At 43.1% G+C, this 14846-nt stretch carries 14 protein-coding genes; 9 read left to right on the top strand and 5 right to left on the bottom strand.

All coding sequences use genetic code 11. The features are described 5' to 3' along the window. Positions 1-170: 170 nt before the first annotated feature. The 3 genes from KPL72_RS11760 to KPL72_RS11750 all read right to left on the bottom strand — a co-directional run bounded on the left by KPL72_RS11760 (position 171) and on the right by KPL72_RS11750 (position 4067). Positions 171-1688, bottom strand: coding sequence for a fumarate hydratase (locus KPL72_RS11760; RefSeq protein WP_219702857.1), 1518 nt, complete (start codon positions 1686-1688; stop codon positions 171-173). Between the two features lie 162 nt (positions 1689-1850). Continuing rightward, positions 1851-3560 carry a DUF2786 domain-containing protein gene (locus tag KPL72_RS11755; protein WP_219702856.1) on the bottom strand — a complete coding sequence of 570 codons (1710 nt, stop codon included), beginning with the start codon at positions 3558-3560 and terminating at the stop codon, positions 1851-1853. A 63-nt stretch (positions 3561-3623) separates the two neighbouring features. Next, a complete protein-coding gene (locus KPL72_RS11750) occupies positions 3624-4067 on the bottom strand; it encodes an HIT domain-containing protein (RefSeq protein WP_219702855.1) in 444 nt (147 codons plus the stop codon). Between the two features lie 85 nt (positions 4068-4152). On the opposite strand from KPL72_RS11750, the gene KPL72_RS11745 reads away from it, so the two are divergent. From KPL72_RS11745 to wrbA, 4 genes are all read left to right on the top strand, one after another. Then, on the top strand, positions 4153-5022 hold the full coding sequence (locus tag KPL72_RS11745; RefSeq protein WP_212915333.1) for an SMP-30/gluconolactonase/LRE family protein: 870 nt from the start codon (positions 4153-4155) through the stop codon (positions 5020-5022). Between the two features lie 71 nt (positions 5023-5093). Then, positions 5094-6818 (top strand): proline--tRNA ligase, encoded by a 1725-nt coding sequence (locus KPL72_RS11740; protein WP_219702854.1) that lies wholly within the window; start codon positions 5094-5096, stop codon positions 6816-6818. Between the two features lie 72 nt (positions 6819-6890). After that, on the top strand, positions 6891-7235 hold the full coding sequence (gene arsC, locus KPL72_RS11735; protein WP_219702853.1) for an arsenate reductase (glutaredoxin): 345 nt from the start codon (positions 6891-6893) through the stop codon (positions 7233-7235). Between the two features lie 28 nt (positions 7236-7263). Further along, positions 7264-7866: an NAD(P)H:quinone oxidoreductase gene (wrbA, locus tag KPL72_RS11730; RefSeq protein ID WP_212915336.1), complete on the top strand. Its 603-nt coding sequence runs from the start codon at positions 7264-7266 to the stop codon at positions 7864-7866. 85 nt (positions 7867-7951) lie between these two features. Here the strand turns inward: wrbA and cysB are convergent, their stop codons facing one another. Beyond that, positions 7952-8926 carry an HTH-type transcriptional regulator CysB gene (gene cysB / locus KPL72_RS11725; protein ID WP_048814008.1) on the bottom strand — a complete coding sequence of 325 codons (975 nt, stop codon included), beginning with the start codon at positions 8924-8926 and terminating at the stop codon, positions 7952-7954. Between the two features lie 108 nt (positions 8927-9034). Between cysB and KPL72_RS11720 the strand changes: the two genes are divergently transcribed. Together KPL72_RS11720 and KPL72_RS11715 are read left to right on the top strand one after the other, a co-directional pair. Next, positions 9035-9796: a sulfite exporter TauE/SafE family protein gene (locus KPL72_RS11720; protein ID WP_219702852.1), complete on the top strand. Its 762-nt coding sequence runs from the start codon at positions 9035-9037 to the stop codon at positions 9794-9796. A gap of 96 nt (positions 9797-9892) precedes the next feature. Then, a complete protein-coding gene (locus KPL72_RS11715) occupies positions 9893-10969 on the top strand; it encodes a 3-deoxy-7-phosphoheptulonate synthase (protein WP_219702851.1) in 1077 nt (358 codons plus the stop codon). A 91-nt stretch (positions 10970-11060) separates the two neighbouring features. Here the strand turns inward: KPL72_RS11715 and nfuA are convergent, their stop codons facing one another. After that, the gene (nfuA, locus tag KPL72_RS11710; RefSeq protein ID WP_072841949.1) at positions 11061-11642 is read right to left on the bottom strand and encodes a Fe-S biogenesis protein NfuA; all 582 of its coding nucleotides are present in this window, start codon (positions 11640-11642) and stop codon (positions 11061-11063) included. 250 nt (positions 11643-11892) lie between these two features. On the opposite strand from nfuA, the gene KPL72_RS11705 reads away from it, so the two are divergent. From KPL72_RS11705 to KPL72_RS11695, 3 genes are all read left to right on the top strand, one after another. Then, positions 11893-13554, top strand: coding sequence for a nitrite/sulfite reductase (locus tag KPL72_RS11705; RefSeq protein WP_212915339.1), 1662 nt, complete (start codon positions 11893-11895; stop codon positions 13552-13554). After that, positions 13538-14014 (top strand): DUF934 domain-containing protein, encoded by a 477-nt coding sequence (locus KPL72_RS11700; protein ID WP_219702850.1) that lies wholly within the window; start codon positions 13538-13540, stop codon positions 14012-14014. The genes KPL72_RS11705 and KPL72_RS11700 overlap by 17 nt, the downstream gene beginning before the upstream one ends. Positions 14015-14137: 123 nt before the next feature. Then, on the top strand, positions 14138-14806 hold the full coding sequence (locus KPL72_RS11695; RefSeq protein WP_212915341.1) for a TIGR04211 family SH3 domain-containing protein: 669 nt from the start codon (positions 14138-14140) through the stop codon (positions 14804-14806). Positions 14807-14846 lie beyond the last annotated feature (40 nt).

The raw sequence follows: 14846 nt of genomic DNA, 5'->3' as shown, positions 1-14846 counted from the left end.
GAGCGCCCACACAAATTATCTGATTATCTATTTTAAAGAGCTTCGCCACACATGCTGTGCGGCTGAGGTCGTGTATAATACAGACTATTTTGATCCATGCAACCGTTTTTAAACAAAAAAATCACTGCATTGCTAAATACAGTGATTTTTTGTTAATAAACCAAGATCAACTACTTAATTTCTAGTGCTTGCGCTTCGATTCTACTCTTCCACTCAGCAGGTCCTGTGATATGAACAGATGTACCCAATGTATCAACGGCAACTGTCACAGGCATATCAACAACATCAAATTCATAGATAGCCTCCATACCTAACTCAGGAAAGGCAACGACGTCTGCTTTTTTGATTGCTTTAGAAACCAAATAAGCCGCACCACCTACTGCCATCAGGTAAACCGCACCAAATTCTTTGATCGCTTCAATTGCAACAGGACCGCGCTCAGACTTACCAATCATCCCAAGCAGCCCCGTTTTATCCAGAATCGTACGAGTGAATTTATCCATTCGAGTCGCCGTAGTAGGACCTGCAGGACCTACCGCTTCATCTCTTACTGGGTCAACAGGCCCAACGTAATAAATAAAACGACCTTTTAGATCGACAGGAAGCTCTTCGCCGTTAGCGATCATCTCAACCATTTTCTTATGAGCCGCATCACGACCAGTTAACATTTTACCATTCAGCAAAACAGTCTCACCAGGCTGCCATTCTTTTACTTGCTCAGGCGTAATAGTATTTAAATCAACTCGACGAACACTTTCACCCACCTCCCAAGTAATTTCCGGCCAATCATCTAATGATGGAGGAACCAAATCTGCTGGACCAGAACCATCAAGCACAAAGTGTGCATGACGAGTTGCCGCACAATTAGGAATCATGGCAACAGGCAATGAAGCGGCATGAGTTGGATAATCCATAATCTTCACATCAAGAACAGTTGTTAATCCACCAAGACCTTGCGCACCGATACCTAGATTATTGACAGCCTCAAAAATAGCCAAACGAAGCTCTTCAATGCGAGTCTGGGGACCTCGAGCTTTCAACTCATGAATATCAATAGGCTCCATCAAAGACTCTTTCGCCATAACCATAGCTTTCTCAGCAGTACCGCCAATACCTATGCCAAGCATTCCAGGAGGACACCAACCCGCCCCCATTGTAGGAACTGTTTTCTTAACCCATTCAACAATATCGTCGGAAGGGTTAAGCATCGCTAATTTAGATTTATTTTCAGAACCGCCACCTTTAGCAGCGACGTGAACCTCGACAGTATCACCAGGCACAACCTCCATGTGAATCACAGCAGGCGTATTGTCTTTGGTGTTTTTACGAGCTCCAGCAGGATCTGCAAGTATAGAAGCACGCAATACGTTATCTGGATGAAGGTAGGCACGACGCACACCTTCATTAATCATATCAGCAACACTTCTAGCACTTTCCCATTGAACATTCATACCGATTTTAACAAAAACGGTAACAATCCCCGTGTCCTGACAAATTGGACGCTTACCTTCAGCACACATACGAGAGTTAATAAGAATTTGCGCCATCGAATCTTTCGCGGCCTTACTTTCTTCTCGTTCGTATGCTTCATGCACCGCTTTTACGAAATCCAGAGGGTGGTAATAAGAGATAAACTGCAATGCGTCTGCTACGCTATCAATCAGGTCATCTTCTTTAATAATGCTCATGCTTCTCTCCTGCCGAGTATTACGATTAATTCGAAAACGAAATGGTAAAAGATGCAGCCTTGCAAAGAAAGCATTAAGGTGGGTTTTAAAGAAATATACCCCTCATCAATCAAATGAATGAGGGGTATAAGTAGAAATAAGTTGGTACCTTTTAGAAGAAGCTTAACGGTTAGCTTTTTGCTCTCTATCAGTCTTTGGCTTTTGAACAGAGTGCTGAATATATTCCTCTAGAATTTGAGCCGTAAATTTTTCTCGGTCTGGTAGTGAAGGGATACGCTCAGCCTCCCAGTTGATCAAACGAATAAAAACAGAATATTTTTTAATAAAGCCGTACCCGATATCTCTAACACCAATACCATTAACCTCCATCAGATAAATAACTTGCTCTAAATTCTTCTGAGTTTCGAACTGACCACCCTCACTTGCCGCTATAAGCAAACGCTGAATATGTTGAATAGGATTTTCAGATGTACGTGATTCTTTTTTCACCAAACTAGAGGTTAAAAATTTGTCTAGCATTTCTTCAGTGTGCGCTTCTCTTGCGTGCACATCTGAAATAAGAGCAGATTCACGCTCCAACAAACGAATAAACAAACTTTTATTTTTGATATCTGAAAATTCTAAATCCTTAAGGGAAAGCCCGTTCTCAGACATGATATCGATCACTTTTTCATAAGATGCGATTGCATCTTTACCAACAGATACCGCAAGTACAAGATGCCTACGCAACTCGTGCATTATTTTAGCAGCCCTGTAATCTTCTTTGCGTTGCAAGTGCTGCTTAAGAGACTCTTTATTTTTCGCTAAGGCATGACTAATAGAATCATACCCCTGAACAGCCTCTTGCTCATCCCTTAGACGAGCCATACGAATCTTGGTACAACTATCTTCCCATGCCTCGTAGGATTTTGCCCTAGCCTGAAATGCTCGCTCAATAGCTTCCTCAAAACTTTGCTCGATTCGAGCCCGCTCAGCCCGCTCCTGCACTTCACCTTGCTCATGCGCATGGCGCTTCTGCTTTTTGAGCTGCAGGTTTTCTTGCGCCAATAAAAGCTGCTTATCTAGAGCTTCTATTTCAGTTTGAATTTTAGCCTCATCAAAATCCGCAAGTTTGTCGTATATTTTTGACCAGTATCCGTCTTCTACAAATGGCACATTCGGATCACTGGTAGCATACTGAGTCTTTAATGTTTCAGTAAACCCATGATTATCTGGGCGAAAAGCTTTGGCGGCATTAATTACATTATCGCTGGAGGTATAATTCGCAGAACCATCCTGCCCACTTTCATTAACAGCAGACCCTACCACCACACCCTCATCCGCATCTTCAAAAACACTTTCCGCTGTCATGCTACCTTCACCAACACTATCGCCATCTAATTCAAAATTTGACTCAGCATCTTCAGCTTGAGCACCAATATCACCAGTAACTCGACCCTTATAGCCCACAGATCCTCCTTCATAATCTGCATTTTTATCATCTGACAAGACCTGATCATCTAGAGTCGCACCAACACCGTGAGAATCGGAAAGCTCCAAATCATCAAGAATAGTACGAGCAGATTCATAAGCTCGACTTGGGTCGTTACCCTTTTCACTGAAACGACGCTGGTAGACAGATCCTTCAGGGGATGATTTTGCGACAGTATCTTTTTGATATCGAGGAGAGGCCCCACCCCAACTAACACGGTAAAGCATAGCGCGATCACACAACTGCAAAATAGGTAGCTCTCGTTGAGCAACCTGATACTGCCTAATTAGCGACTCCGCATGACGCAAAGCCATTACAGACTCACTAGAATTAGTAGAGGTTGCTAAATTCAATAATTTAACAACTTTCTGTATGGCCTTCTTCCTTTTGCTTATGCTCATAAAACACGCTTTCCAAGTTGGCTAAATTTCACTCAGTATAGAATACAAATTTAGGGCTTTTTCTCAATAGTAAAGTTCAGCCCCATCACTAGGTAATGTCAAATCATCACTCAGTAACGAATGAACCTTCTGCAAAATTTCAGCCAATTCTTCTTTTGAATAAGCAATAGCATCCAATTTCCCCCAAACTGGGCCAGGCCAGCATGGATCAGTTGTATATCGAACGATATGATGCATGTGCAATTGAGGCACTAGATTACCAATAGCGGCAACGTTCAGCTTAGTTGCGGAAAAGGCATCATGGAGCGTTTCCGCCAACAGGCAACTTTCTGCCATCAATTGCTGACGATCTTCTTCTACAAGCTGATATATTTCAGTGATGTCATTTCGCTGTGGCACAAGTATAAACCATGGAAACTGAGCATCATTTATAAGACGCAATTGACATAATGAAAAGTGCCCAACAAGAATAGAATCACGACCTAACACTGGATTTAACTCAAACATCTTTACATCTTCCTATTTACAAAAAAGGCTTTCATAAGCACTATAGCACCCTATTTTTAAAAACTCTCAGAGACTTGGAGCCAGCATGACTGATATGCAATGTGCCGTGGATGCACAAGCAAAATTAGCCGAATGTCCTCGTTGGGACGAACGTACTCAAACGCTCTATTTTGTCGATATAGATTCTTTCATACTATACGCTTACGACACAAAATCAAAAAAACTATCAAGTCGCGAATTCGATGAAGAAATTGGCTGCTTCTCATTAGCTGAAAATGGCGGTTTCATCGCAGCATTTCGCTCTGGTGTCTATACATTCGAGCACATTGATGCTGACTTAAAGCCTTATTGGCTTGCCACTTACGATCAAAAAACAACTCGCTTCAATGATGGTCGTTGTGATGCTAAAGGTCGCTTTCTAGCCGGCACTATGTACTCACCAAAAGATGCCTTTAATGGTGCATTACATCAATTCAGCGGCGGCCAAGAAAGCCTTATTGACCAAGCCGCCTGGACATCCAATGGTTTAGCATTTTCTCCTGACAACACCATTATGTATTATTCTGACACACCAAATCATGTGGTTTATCAATTCGATTATGACTTAGAAAGCGGTGCTGCAACCAATAAACGCGTTTTTATTCAATTTCCACATGGCAATGGCCGGCCAGATGGTGCTGCAGTTGATAGTGAGGGAAATTACTGGTCTGCTCTTTATCAAGGACAGCGCGTTGTAAAAATTAACCCCCAGGGTGAAATTTTAGAAGAGTATCCAGTTCCTGCAACCTACCCAACCATGGTTGCCTTTGGCGGACCAGAAATGAGAACCCTGTTTGTGAGCACATGTCGTGGCGCACAAACAGAAGAAGAATTGAAACAGTTTCCCCAAGCAGGTGGAATCTTTGCTATTGAAACAAATGTAAAAGGCCAGATTGAGCCGCGCTTCGCAGGCTGAAGCCTTAGCTTACAATTTGATTTTTTTGCTATTTAACTTTAATCACTCAACTTTAAAGTACTGATATTATTATGCGCGCAAGCAACTATTTATTCTCTACCCTACGTGATGCACCAACTGACGCCGTCGTCACCAGCCATCAGCTAATGGTTCGTGCCGGTATGATTCGCCAAATCTCAAAAGGCTTATACACTTGGCTACCAACAGGCCTTAAAGTTTTCCGCAAAGTCGAAAGCATTGTCCGTGACGAAATGGAAAAAGCAGGCTCCCTTGAAGTCATGATGCCAGGCGTTCAACCTGCAGAATTATGGCAAGAAACAGGACGTTGGCAGAAATACGGCCCTGAACTGCTTCGCCTACAAGACCGTCACGGTCGCGAGTATTGCCTTGGCCCAACCCATGAAGAAGTCATCACAGAACTTGCGCGTAACGAATTGACTAGCTACAAACAACTACCAATGAATTTCTTTCAAATTCAAACCAAATTCCGTGACGAAGTTCGCCCTCGCTTTGGTGTAATGCGTTCACGCGAGTTCTGCATGAAAGACGCCTACTCATTTCACGTTGGCGCTGAATCACTACAAGAAACCTATGATGTCATGCATAAAGCTTACTGCAATGTATTTGATCGCATCGGCCTAGATTACCGCCCAGTTCGCGCAGATACAGGCAGCATCGGCGGCGCATACTCACACGAATTCCATGTCCTAGCCGATTCTGGTGAAGATGATATTGCATTTAGTGATTCATCCGACTTTGCTGCAAACATCGAGCTTGCAGAAGCCATTTGCCTAAAAGAGCAAGCCGACGCACCAACGCAAGATATAGCAGAGGTATTCACTCCCGACTGCAAAACCATTGCGAAAGTTGCTGAATTTTTAAAATTAGATGTCACCAGCACAGTAAAGACTATGCTAGTAAAAGCAGTTGATAAGGATGAGCAACCAACTATCGTTGCACTTGTTCTACGCGGTGATCACAACATCAACGAAATCAAAGTGGAAAAACTATCTGGTATTGTGTCTCCATTTGAGTTCGCTGAAGAAGCTGACATCATTGCGAAAACTGGCTGCGCACCAGGCTCTATTGGACCAAAAGGCTTAGCAGAAAAAGGCATCCGCGTTATCGCAGATCGCTCAGCAGCCGTTATGTCTGACTTCTGTGCCGGTGCAAACAAAGACGACTATCACTTCACTGGCCTAAACTGGGAGCGTGATTGCGCAGCATTTGAAATTGCCGATATCCGTAACGTCGTAGAAGGCGATCCTTCTCCAGATGGAAAAGGCACTATCATTATCAAGCGCGGCATCGAAGTGGGTCATATATTCCAACTGGGCCAACAATATGCGGAAGCTCTTAAAGCCACCGTTTTAGATGAAAACGGTAAGGCACAAGTCATGCACATGGGCTGTTACGGCATTGGCGTTTCTCGAATTGTTGCAGCCGCTATCGAACAAAACTTCGATGAAAAAGGCATTTTGTGGCCAGAAAGTATCGCACCATTCGACATTGCTATTGTTGCCATGAACTATGATAAGTCAGAAGCGGTTCGTACCGAATGTGATCGCCTATACGACGAACTCAAAGCCAAAGGTTTAGACGTTTTGTTAGATGATCGCAAAGAACGCCCAGGCGTTAAATTCGCTGATTGCGAGTTGCTAGGTATTCCGCATCGCTTGGTTGTAGGCGATAAAGGCCTAGAAAAAGGCACACTAGAATATAAATATCGCAAAGCAGGTGAAAACGAAGACATCGCTATCGCTGATGCAGTCGAGTTTATTCTAAGCAAAAAATAACACCGTCAAGCCTAACGGAAGCTACTACTTCCGTTAGGCTTTTTCATGCGAACAACGACTAGGAAAGTAGACATGACAACTATTTACCACAACCCTCGCTGCTCAAAATCTCGCCAAACCTTACAACTTTTAGAAGAAAATAATATCCAACCTGAGATTCGCCTGTATTTGCAAGACACCCCAAGCATCGAGGAAATCCAAACACTGCTTACTCAACTAAATATAACGCCGCTAGAACTCATGCGCACCAAAGAAGCCATCTATAAAGAACTTGGCTTAGGCAAAGATTCTACCGACGAAGAGCGTCTACAAGCCATGCAAGCAAATCCAAGCCTAATTGAACGCCCTATCGTCATACATAATAATAAAGCAAAGATTGGTCGCCCTCCGGAAGATGTCTTAGCTTTATTTGAATGAATGAGAATAACCAAATAGGAGCTACCGAATGACACAGTCACCTTACGTATTGGTTTTGTTTTACAGCCGCCACGGCTCAGTCTCAGAAATGGCAAAACACATTGCCCGAGGCATCAACAAAACCAATGGGATAGAAGCAAAGATACGCCAAGTCCCAGAAGTGTCAGACATAACAAACGTCGCCTCACCAGCTTTACCTGATGATGGAGCACCTTACTGCACGCTGGAAGAACTAGCTGACTGCTCAGGACTTGCTATTGGCTCACCTTCCTATTTTGGCAGCATGGCTGCACCATTGAAGCACTTCATCGATCAAACATCGACACTTTGGCTAACAGGGCAATTGATAGACAAACCAGCTTGCGGTTTCACCAGCGCAAGCACCATGCACGGCGGCCAAGAACAATGCATTCATAGCATGATGACACCATTAATCCATCACGGCATGGTTTGGCTTGGGTTGCCTTATAAAAACAAAGAGCTAATTAGCACACAGGCAGGCGGAACACCTTATGGTGCAAGCCACCTAGCAAACAGCACACATGAAACCGCTTTGACAAATGATGAAAAAACACTCTGCGAAGCACAAGGCAAGCGAATTGCAGAGATGGCAATCAAGCTAAAAAAGTAAGCTACTTACTGTTTTTAATCAATCCCAATAAAAAAGCCGCAGCATGAAATACACTGCGGCTTTATTTATAACCTAACAGTTACAGTCAGTGCCTTGGGAGCTCTACATCTTTAAACAACAACTCAACATCTTGCCGATTCCCAGCCTCCATCGCAGCCATTACGACATCTTTTGTCAGATGAGGCGCAAAAGATTCAATAAATTTATACATATAGCCACGAATGAATGTATTACTACGAATGCCTATTTTTGTGCAACTGTCTGCAAAAAGATGCGAAGCATCTAAAGCAACCAAATCCGCATCTTGCATTTCATCATGGGCCATTGAAGCTACAATCCCAACACCAAGCCCTAAGCGCACATAAGTTTTAATCACATCAGAGTCCGCAGCAGTAAATACAACATTTGGTTGTAATTCAGCCTCTTGAAAAGCCTGATCCAATTGAGATCGACCCGTAAAACCAAACACATACGTGACAATAGGATACTCAGCCAACGCTTGCAAAGTCAGTTTATTCACTTTTGCCAACGGATGATCTTTTGGCACAACCACAGAACGGTTCCAAGTATAGCAAGGCAGCATGACTAAATTACCAAACAACTCCAGCGCTTCTGTTGCAATCGCAAAATCAACAAGCCCGTCGTTTGCCATTTCTGCAATTTGCATCGGCGTACCTTGATGCATATGCAAACTAACGTCAGGATAACCCTCAATGAATTGATTAATCACTTTAGGCAAAGCATATCGAGCCTGCGTATGAGTCGTTGCGATATCAAGCGACCCTTTACGCTCATCACTAAACTCTTTCGCTACACGTTTAATATTTTGCGTCTGACTAAGAACCTCACCAGCTAAAGCAATAATTTTCTCACCAGCAGGTGTTACATGCGTCAAATGCTTTCCACTTCGCGCAAACACCTCCACACCAAGCTCATCTTCCAAAAGACGAATCTGCTTACTAACGCCAGGCTGTGACGTGTATAAACTTTGCGCCGTGGCCGAGACATTTAAATCATGACGAGCCACTTCCCATATATACCTAAGCTGTTGTAACTTCATCGTCTGCCTTATTCGAAAAAGAGTTAAAAACATAATAAAATATTACTTTATAGAATAGTAAAAAACCTCTAGTGTTGCCAGCTTAAATAACTTCAATATGGCTTTCTAATGGATTTTCTTTGGTACATTTCCGCGGGTGCGGCGGTTGGTTTGGCTGTTGGCATCACAGGTGTTGGTGGCGGCTCACTTATGACACCTCTCTTATTAATGTTTGGCTTTCCTCCTCACATCGCTATTGGCACAGATCTTATGTACGCTGGCATTGCAAAAAGCACTGGCGTTGTTATGCATGCTAAACGCGGCAACGTTAACTGGAAGATAGTTTTCGCCATGGCAGCCGGTAGTATTCCTGCATCACTTATAACCGTATGGGCTCTATCACAGTTTGAAAAACCCGACCACTACCAAGAAATTTTAACTAGTACATTGGGCATGATGCTTGTCATCACCGCTGTGGTAATACTATTTAGAGCCAAGTTGACCAGAGCGTTAAGTTTCAACATATCAGAAGACCAAAGCACTAAAATCGTTTTTATCTGTGGGTTTATCCTAGGCGTGCTCGTCACCCTTACTTCCGTAGGTGCTGGCGCCTTAGGAACCGCTATCATGATGATATTATTCCCCATCATGAGAGCTAAAAATATTGTTGGTACCGATCTCGCTCATGCTGTCCCACTCACACTAGTTGCAGGCACGGGGCATATTTTCTTAGGCAATGTCGACTACACGTTATTAGCCGCGCTTTTAATAGGCTCTATCCCGACAATATATATTGGCACACGCATAGCAAGCCATGTACCTAACCATGTTTTGCAACCTGTACTAGCAACAGCCCTACTCTCTTTTGGCGTGAAGTATCTTTTCTTCTAAAAAATAAAAAATAGATGCCCTAGCGGTTCATTCAAAGAGAAAAACACGATATTGTTAGCGGCTATAATTAAAAGCAAAAAAGCAGGAAACCCCGCAATGAGTAACAAACGTCTTGAAGACTTAAATATTGCCTCATTTACCCCCCTGGTAACACCGAGTCAATTAAAGAAAGAGCTGCCAGTAAGCGAAAGCGTTAGCAGCCACGTAGCGGAATCCCGCGACATAATCAAAAATATTATGGACGGTAAAGACCACCGCCTAGCTATCGTAATTGGGCCATGCTCTATTCATGACCCAAAAGCAGCATTAGATTATGCAAACCGCTTAAAAGCACTTGCCGAAAAATTAGATGATACTTTGTATATCATCATGCGTGCTTATTTTGAAAAGCCACGCACAACCGTTGGTTGGAAAGGCTTGATCAATGACCCTAATCTAGATGGTACATTTGATATAAACAAAGGCATTCGCATTGGTCGCAAGCTACTTATTGACTTAGCAGAACTTGGCCTTCCTCTTGCTACTGAAGCGCTAGATCCTATTTCACCGCAGTATATTCAGGATCTTATTAGCTGGTCTGCTATCGGAGCAAGAACCACTGAGTCACAAACTCACCGAGAAATGGCATCAGGTCTATCTGGCCCTGTAGGATTCAAAAACGGTACAGATGGCGGCTTGACTGTTGCAATCAATGCAATGCAATCCGTTTCACACCCACACTCCTTCTTAGGCATCAATGAAGAAGGTCAAGTTACCGTTGTGAACACAAAAGGCAATGATTACGGCCACATCGTTCTTCGCGGCGGTGGCGGCAAGCCTAACTACGAAACAAAATTTGTTGCTGAAGCAGAACAAGAATTAGCAAAAGCTAATCTAAAAGTGAACATCATGGTAGATACTTCCCATGAGAACTCCAGCAAAAAACCTGAACGCCAAATAACAGTTGCAGAAGACTCCACCCAACAGATCCTTGATGGCAACCAATCTATCATGGGACTTATGATCGAAAGCAACATTGGCTGGGGCAACCAGAAAGTGCCTGCTAATTTAAGCGACCTAGAATACGGCGTATCCATTACCGATGCCTGCATTGACTGGGAAACAACAGAAAAAGCGCTTACAGAAATGGCTGACGCACTACGTGACGTACTGCCAAAACGTAAACGTGGATAAGCTTTACTAACCAGAAAGCCGTTCAGCAAAAAAAGGGGAATCGCAATTAAGCGACTCCCCTTTTTTATTAAATGTTTTTTGTAAGATACACTTACATGAAAGCATTATCTGTAACAGTATGATCTGTAGAGTCTTTAACAGCAGTAAGACCTGGCACTTTCTCCATCAAAGTTTTTTCAACACCTTCTTTAAGAGTCAGATCAACCGCACTGCAACCCTGACAACCGCCACCGAATTTCAACACAGCAACTTGACCATCGATCACTTCAAGCAAACTTACTTCACCACCATGAGCTGCCAAACCTGGATTGATATCAGAATAAAGCACATAATTAATCTGATCTTCAATTGGGCTGTCGGCCGTTACTTTCGGCATTTTGGCATTTGGCGCCTTAATTGTTAACTGGCCACCCATTTTCTCGGTAGCGTAATCAACAAAAGCTTCATCCAAAAAGTTAACAGAATTCTTTTCAATGTACACTTTGAGCTTTGGCAGATTTAAAATTTCATCCGTCTCATTTACTTCGTCTGGACGACAATAAGCCAAGCAGGTTTCAGCATAAGGCGTGCCCGGTTGCTGGATAAAAATTCGTACAGCAATACCTTCAACTCCTTGTTTTTCTAGCAAAGAAGAAAGATATTCTTGGGCACCATCGGTAATTGTAATATTCATAATAACCCTTTCAAAATCTATATAACGATCAATAAGAGTTATATTACAGGAGATGAAGAACAAAGCCAAAGACCAAGTAAAAAAGTAGGGTATTTTTCCTCTTTCTGTTTATACCCTTTTTCGATAAACAGATTCCAAATAAGCCTTATTAGCAAAACCCCTAAAGATATAGATAAATATTCATTTTTAGAATAAAGGATATTTGCTAACATGGCTTAACTAACATTTATTAACCACGGTTCATTTCACTATGTATCAATACGACGCCATTGACCAACAGCTTGTTGAAGAGCGTGTAGCACAATTTCGCGACCAGACACGCCGCTATTTAAACCAAGAATTGAGCGAGCAAGAATTCCTACCATTGCGCCTTCAAAACGGCCTTTACGTACAACGTTACGCACCAATGCTGCGTATTGCGATTCCGTATGGAATGCTTTCTAGCGCGCAATTACGCAAATTGGCCGACATAAGCTGCCGCTATGACAGATCATACGGGCACTTTAGTACTCGCCAGAATTTACAGCTGAATTGGCCAAAAATAGAAGATGTTCCAGACATCTTGGCTGAGCTTGCTGAAGTGCAAATGCATGCCGTACAAACAAGTGGCAACTGTATTCGCAATACAACGACAGACCAATACGCTGGCGTCATCTCAGATGAAATCGTTGATCCCCGTCCTTACTGTGAATTGATTCGTCAGTGGTCTACCTTCCATCCTGAATTTGCCTTCCTTCCGCGTAAATTCAAGATTGCCGTAAACGCTACCGAGTCTGCTGACCGCGCAGCAACTCAAGTGCACGATATTGGCTTACACATTAAGAAAAACGAAGCTGGCGAAATCGGCTTTAAAGTTATTGTTGGCGGTGGCCTAGGTCGAACTCCAATGGTTGGCGTTACCATCAGTGAGTTTATTCCTCGCGTGGATCTACTAACCTACCTAGATGCTATTATTCGCGTTTATAACCAACAAGGCCGTCGCGATAACAAGTATAAGGCTCGTATTAAAATACTAGTCAAAGCACTGGGTATCGAAGAATTCCGCAGTCGCGTTGAAGCCGAATGGCAGCACCTAAAGGGCAAAGAAAGCACAGTTCCAATGAGCGAGTTCGAGCGCCTACAAGGTTTCTTTAGCGAACCAAACTATGACACGCTAGAAAACCAGCCAGCTAGCCTAACAAGCAAACTAGCAGACAGTGCTGGCTTTGCACGCTGGTTTGAACGCAATACATTTGAACACAAAAAATCAGGTTACCGTATAGTAACGCTAACACTTAAAAAAGCAGGACAAGCACCTGGTGACGCCACAGCTGAGCAAATGCATAAAGCCGCGGACCTTGCCGACAAGTTCAGTTTCGGTGAATTACGCGTCAGCCACGAGCAAAACTTAGTGCTTGCCGATGTTCGTCAAGAACAGCTAGTCGACCTTTGGGAGGCAGCAAAAGAAGCGGGCTTTGCCACACCAACTCTAGGCCTATTAACCGACATGATTTGCTGCCCTGGCGGTGATTTCTGTGCGTTAGCTAACGCAAAATCCATTCCGATTGCTGCGCAAATCCAAGAAACCTTTAATGATCTTGACTACCTCTATGACCTTGGGAATATCGATTTGAATATTTCAGGCTGTATGAATGCATGTGGTCACCATCACGTTGGTAATATTGGCATTCTAGGTGTAGACAAGAAAGGTGAAGAGTTTTACCAAATCTCTATCGGTGGCGCTTCAGGTCACGATGCAAGCATTGGTAAAATCCTTGGCCCATCATTCGCTCAAGAAGAAATCAGCGGCGTTATTCAAAAACTAATGAATGTATACGTTGCAAATCGTTCTGAAGAAGAACGTTTTATCGACACTTATCGCCGCGTTGGCATCACACCATTTAAAGAGGCTGCTTATGCCAAAGCTAATTAAAAACGGCGAGATTATCGACAACACTTACAACTGGTTACAAGATGCTGAGCAAGCAGTAACACCAGACAGCATTGTAGCAGCACAGAAATGGCTTTCTGAAAAAGATAGCATTGGCAAAGTGGCTGGAATCTGGTTAGAAGCAGGCGACGGAGTTGAATTTCTAAACGATATCGACTTAAGTCAGTTTGAAGTGATTGGCGTAAACTTCCCAGCCTTTACTGATGGCCGCGGATTTAGTTACGCTCGCCTACTAAGAGAAAGACTGAACTACCAAGGCGAAATCAGAGCGCTTGGCAACTTCATTCCGGATCAATTAGGCTACCTTTTACGAGTTGGATTTAACAGTTTCCAGTTCAACGAAGAAGTAGATTTAGAAAAGGCACTTGCGTTGCATAAGCCCTTTTCAATCGCCTATCAAGGTGACGTATCAGACCCTAGACCGCTATTCCTGCGTCGCTAAACAAAACATTTTCAATAAACTAACAAGAAAAGGCCATTACGATGGCCTTTTCTATTGCGTATTGGGCGCCTCATCATTATCGTACTAAACAGATAAAGTGATTGATTGTTAAAGGAACTTGACGTGTCTAAAATACGTATTACCAGCCTAATTGTTGGCGCACTACTCTCTGCCACTGCGCACTCTGCGACAGTATACATTTCCGACATCCAATTTGTTGCTATCCGAGAAGGACTAGACAACAACACAAGAGCAGTAGAAAGAGGCTTAAAAAGCGGGACGCCATTAACCGTTCTGGAACAAAATGATGGCTACACCAAAGTTCGAACTCCGAGCGGGAACGAAGGCTGGGTTGCCGATTATTTCCTTAGCGAAGATATGGTAACAAGGGATCAACTAGATACCTTACAGACCAGACTTGAGAGAAGCACAAATAGCAAAACAGAAGTTACTGAAACACTTAAAGCTAGCCAACAAAAGATTCAAGAGCTAAATAACACCAACGCCAGCCTTAAAGACGAAAATGACTCACTAAAACAGCAACTACAAGATACCGCCGAACTAACTCAAAAAGCGCAGGCGATTGTTACCCAAAATGAAGATGTGAGCTATCAGATAGAAACACTCAAGCAGCAAGCAAGCACAGCGATAGCGCAAGCTGAAAAACTACAAGACACGACCGAGCAAAAATGGTTTATGATTGGTGGAGCAACTCTTTTAGGTGGCTTACTACTTGGCATACTATTACCTATGCTACGACGCAAGAAAAGCAGCACAGGTTCCTGGTCTTAAGTAGAAGCCTTTCGCTTCATAGAAGCTCTTAGCTCTATAA

The sequence above is a fragment of the Marinomonas lutimaris genome, assembly GCF_019426345.1.
In the GTDB taxonomy this organism is placed as follows: Bacteria; Pseudomonadota; Gammaproteobacteria; order Pseudomonadales; family Marinomonadaceae; genus Marinomonas; species Marinomonas lutimaris.
Note: the sequence above shows the minus strand (reverse complement) of the source record. Positions and strands in the feature narration are given on the sequence as shown.

Coding starts and splice junctions, on each gene's coding strand:
- KPL72_RS11760 (WP_219702857.1), bottom strand. CDS start 1,688: ATGAGCATTATTAAAGAAGATGACCTGATTGATAGCGTAGCAGACGCA.
- KPL72_RS11755 (WP_219702856.1), bottom strand. CDS start 3,560: ATGAGCATAAGCAAAAGGAAGAAGGCCATACAGAAAGTTGTTAAATTA.
- KPL72_RS11750 (WP_219702855.1), bottom strand. CDS start 4,067: ATGTTTGAGTTAAATCCAGTGTTAGGTCGTGATTCTATTCTTGTTGGG.
- KPL72_RS11745 (WP_212915333.1), top strand. CDS start 4,153: ATGACTGATATGCAATGTGCCGTGGATGCACAAGCAAAATTAGCCGAA.
- KPL72_RS11740 (WP_219702854.1), top strand. CDS start 5,094: ATGCGCGCAAGCAACTATTTATTCTCTACCCTACGTGATGCACCAACT.
- arsC (WP_219702853.1), top strand. CDS start 6,891: ATGACAACTATTTACCACAACCCTCGCTGCTCAAAATCTCGCCAAACC.
- wrbA (WP_212915336.1), top strand. CDS start 7,264: ATGACACAGTCACCTTACGTATTGGTTTTGTTTTACAGCCGCCACGGC.
- cysB (WP_048814008.1), bottom strand. CDS start 8,926: ATGAAGTTACAACAGCTTAGGTATATATGGGAAGTGGCTCGTCATGAT.
- KPL72_RS11720 (WP_219702852.1), top strand. CDS start 9,035: ATGGATTTTCTTTGGTACATTTCCGCGGGTGCGGCGGTTGGTTTGGCT.
- KPL72_RS11715 (WP_219702851.1), top strand. CDS start 9,893: ATGAGTAACAAACGTCTTGAAGACTTAAATATTGCCTCATTTACCCCC.
- nfuA (WP_072841949.1), bottom strand. CDS start 11,642: ATGAATATTACAATTACCGATGGTGCCCAAGAATATCTTTCTTCTTTG.
- KPL72_RS11705 (WP_212915339.1), top strand. CDS start 11,893: ATGTATCAATACGACGCCATTGACCAACAGCTTGTTGAAGAGCGTGTA.
- KPL72_RS11700 (WP_219702850.1), top strand. CDS start 13,538: ATGCCAAAGCTAATTAAAAACGGCGAGATTATCGACAACACTTACAAC.